Consider the following 1,913-nt stretch of genomic DNA (forward strand, 5'->3'; position numbering starts at 1 on the left):
TCGTACCGGTTGGAGTAGCGACAAGAATCTATGTGGAAGAGGGACTTTCATTAACCGATAAACAGTAAGTAAATATGGCAATTATCAATAACGTAGCATACAGCTGGTCGATGATAACGCTTTCCTCCACAGCGCTGGGGATAGACGAGGGCAGCACCACGCTCGAAGGCGTGTCCGGCATCAAGTGGAACAAGAAACGGAAGATAGAATCCAACTACGGCATGGGCGGCAAGCCTGTCAGCCGCGGCTTTGGAAACATTACCTATACGGCGTCCATTACCATGGATTACGCCACGCAGCAGCTTTTGCGCTCAACCTACGGTTCATTAATGGACATCGGCGAATTTGACCTGATAGTGTCCTTTGCCAACCCGATGGCGAGCGATGACTGGACGACAACCACCGTAACCCTGAAAGGCTGCATCTTTTCCGAGGACGGCATGGAAAGCAAGCAGGACGATACGGATATTACCCACGAATTTGACCTGAATCCGTTTGACATTCAGATTGGCGATTCAGATTCAATATAGCTAAATAATTTATTATGAGTAATTTAAGAAGCACATTCAGTCCGATTGGCGCAGGCAGCCATTCGGCTTATATAAGGGAAAAGGACGATTATTATGCTACTTTCCCCACAGCCATTGATACGCTTTTGACACACGTTGAGATACCCAAAGACATAAAAATCTGGGAATGCGCCTGCGGGGAAGGACATTTATCAAAACGCCTGATAGAAAAAGGGTATGAAGTCTATTCGACCGATATAATAAACCGGAACTTCGGGGAAGTTGCGAACTTTTTCGATTGTACGGAAAAGTTGGAAAGCGGTATATGGATATTGACCAATCCGCCCTATAAATACGCGATGGAGTTTGTGCTTCATGCTTTGGAATTGTTACAGGAAGGCGATTGCTGCATTATGTTCTTAAAATTGCTCTTTCTGGAAGGACAGGAAAGATACCATAAGTTGTTCCGCCCTTACCCGCCCAAAGCAGTGTATGTGTTTTCCAAGCGGATAAGCTGTGCCAAAAACGGCGAGTTTTTCAGGAAGGAATACCAATCCTCGGCGGTTGCCTATTGCTGGTATGTATGGCAGAAAGGATTTAAGGGGAAACCTGTTATCGAATGGATTTAATTTAAAATACAATTTTACACGATGAAAATAAAGTATATGACATTTCCGAAAGAATTTTCCTACACAGCCATTAATTTGTTTGGCTGCGTGCTGATAAACAAGAACTATCAAAAACTTTTACAGCTGAATCAGGCTGCCAATAATCGTTTGATACGGCACGAAAGTATTCACACGGCACAGGGTAAGGAATTGCTGTGGATGTTTTTCTATCTGTTCTACGTTTTGGAATTTCTTGTCCGCCTGATTCAATACCGGAAATGGAATAGCGCCTACCGGAACATTTCCTTTGAACGCGAAGCCTACCTCAATGACGGGGACGCGGGTTATTTGCAGAACAGGAAACGGTTTGCATTTGTCCGGTACATCCGGCTGTAAACTATTTGAGATAAAACTTTCTATTCTTGATTGAACAAACTAAAAAATAATATTGATATGAGCGAAAAAGCATTGACATTACAGCAGGAAACGGAAATCAGGGAAAAAGCCCTGAAAATCAAGACGGACAAGAAATTGCGGAAGGTATTTCCCATGGCTGTATTCGGCGACGAGGCAAGCGGGGAAAAAGAGGTTTATGTAGCTTACCTCTCGGAACCGACCTTCCCGCAGTTCAGTAAATTCATGGCGGCATCGAAGAAAGACGAGGTAACTGCCATGCGGACACTGGCAAAGGACTGTTTTCTGGACGGCGACAAGGAATTGGTGGATAATGACTCGCTGTTCCTGTTCGGACTGATGAGCCAGCTTTCCGAAATCATTTCTACTCGTCAAAGCGCAC

At 44.5% G+C, this 1,913-nt stretch carries 4 protein-coding genes; all 4 read left to right on the top strand.

Annotated elements, in window-relative coordinates; translation table 11 throughout:
* Nucleotides 1–74: 74 nt before the first annotated feature.
* Nucleotides 75–530, top strand: coding sequence for a hypothetical protein (locus tag ACYPWY_RS16105; protein ID WP_459686565.1), 456 nt, complete (start codon nucleotides 75–77; stop codon nucleotides 528–530).
* Between the two features lie 14 nt (nucleotides 531–544).
* Nucleotides 545–1,138 carry a class I SAM-dependent methyltransferase gene (locus ACYPWY_RS16110; protein ID WP_459686566.1) on the top strand — a complete coding sequence of 198 codons (594 nt, stop codon included), beginning with the start codon at nucleotides 545–547 and terminating at the stop codon, nucleotides 1,136–1,138.
* A 21-nt stretch (nucleotides 1,139–1,159) separates the two neighbouring features.
* Nucleotides 1,160–1,513 carry a hypothetical protein gene (locus ACYPWY_RS16115; RefSeq protein WP_459686567.1) on the top strand — a complete coding sequence of 118 codons (354 nt, stop codon included), beginning with the start codon at nucleotides 1,160–1,162 and terminating at the stop codon, nucleotides 1,511–1,513.
* A 57-nt stretch (nucleotides 1,514–1,570) separates the two neighbouring features.
* Nucleotides 1,571–1,913, top strand: a 343-nt coding sequence (locus ACYPWY_RS16120; protein WP_459686568.1) for a hypothetical protein, incomplete at its 3' end; no start/stop codon positions are given.

This window comes from Viscerimonas tarda, from assembly GCF_054601255.1.

Bases quoted from the DNA above. Each gene is read 5' to 3' on its own strand.
- ACYPWY_RS16110 (WP_459686566.1), top strand. From the start codon at position 545: ATGAGTAATTTAAGAAGCACATTCAGTCCGATTGGCGCAGGCAGCCAT.
- ACYPWY_RS16105 (WP_459686565.1), top strand. From the start codon at position 75: ATGGCAATTATCAATAACGTAGCATACAGCTGGTCGATGATAACGCTT.
- ACYPWY_RS16115 (WP_459686567.1), top strand. From the start codon at position 1,160: ATGAAAATAAAGTATATGACATTTCCGAAAGAATTTTCCTACACAGCC.